Raw genomic sequence first — 994 nt, forward strand, 5'->3', positions numbered from 1 at the left:
TTCGACGTCCCCGCCGACTGGGAGATCGAGAGCACCGACACGAGCGTGGGCTTCGAGTGGGAGGAGAAGGGCAAGACCGACCGCACCACGGTCACCGCCCCCGCCTACCTCAAGTCCAAGTGGTGCACCACGGACAGCGACAAGGACGGCCGCGACGAGGACACCGCGCTGGCCACCGCCGGAACGCGCGGCGAGAACGGCGCCAAGGACTCGGCCGAGGCCGCCGAGACCCGGGTCCCGTGGTGGATCTTCGGCGGCTACACGCAGCCGGACAAGAAGAGCGTGAAGTTCGACAAGGCGAAGGCGTACACCACGAAGTCGGGCCTTGAGGGCAGCATCGCCACCGCGTACTCGAAGAACACGCCGCAGAACGGCAAGTGCGACAGCGAGGGCAAGGCCATCACCTTCGCGTTCAAGAACAGCGCGGGCGACTTCGTCACCTGGAACCTCTACGGCGCCAAGGGCGTCGGTGACGAGATCCCCGAGGCGACCGTCCAGAAGATCCTGAGCACCGTACGCCTCACCAAGGACGCACCCACGGACACGTGACGTCCCTCGCGCGGTAGCGGCAGCCGGAGCGGCCTGCTCGGCCCGAGCAGGCCGAAAGAAGGGGCTGAGAGGGAGCTCCACGCGCAGTCGATGTCCCGACGGAGTCAGCTGTCCAGTTCGATCAGCAGGCCGCGAATGCGCCGTTCGATCTCGTCGCGGATCGGGCGAACCGAGGCGACCCCCTGCCCGGCGGGGTCGTCGANNCCGGGCAGGAGTCACCGCACCCCATGGTGATCACCACGTCGGACGCCTGCACGGCCTCGACGGTCAGCACCTTTGGTGTCTCGGCGGAGATGTCGATGCCGACTTCCTTCATCGCCTCGACGACCGCCGGGTTGACCGTGTCGGCGGGGGCGGAGCCGGCCGAGCGGACTTCGACCTTGTCTCCGGCTAGGTGGGTGAGGAACGCGGCAGCCATCTGCGACCGCCCCGCGTTGTGGACGCA

At 68.1% G+C, this 994-nt stretch carries 1 protein-coding gene and 2 pseudogenes; 1 reads left to right on the forward strand and 2 read right to left on the reverse strand.

All coding sequences use genetic code 11. From position 1 onward, the window contains the following. Positions 1–549, forward strand: a 549-nt coding sequence (locus AOK17_RS53430) for a DUF8017 domain-containing protein (RefSeq protein WP_483855200.1), incomplete at its 5' end; no start/stop codon positions are given. A 104-nt stretch (positions 550–653) separates the two neighbouring features. Here the strand turns inward: AOK17_RS53430 and AOK17_RS53435 are convergent. Both AOK17_RS53435 and AOK17_RS47490 read right to left on the reverse strand, forming a co-directional pair. Further along, positions 654–751: pseudogene (locus AOK17_RS53435) on the reverse strand (phosphotyrosine protein phosphatase); the annotation flags it as partial. 2 nt (positions 752–753) lie between these two features. Continuing rightward, a pseudogene (locus tag AOK17_RS47490) lies at positions 754–994 on the reverse strand (arsenate reductase/protein-tyrosine-phosphatase family protein); the annotation flags it as partial.

Origin of the sequence: Streptomyces phaeochromogenes, from assembly GCF_001418655.1 — a bacterium.
Lineage (GTDB): Bacteria > Actinomycetota > Actinomycetes > Streptomycetales > Streptomycetaceae > Streptomyces > Streptomyces phaeochromogenes.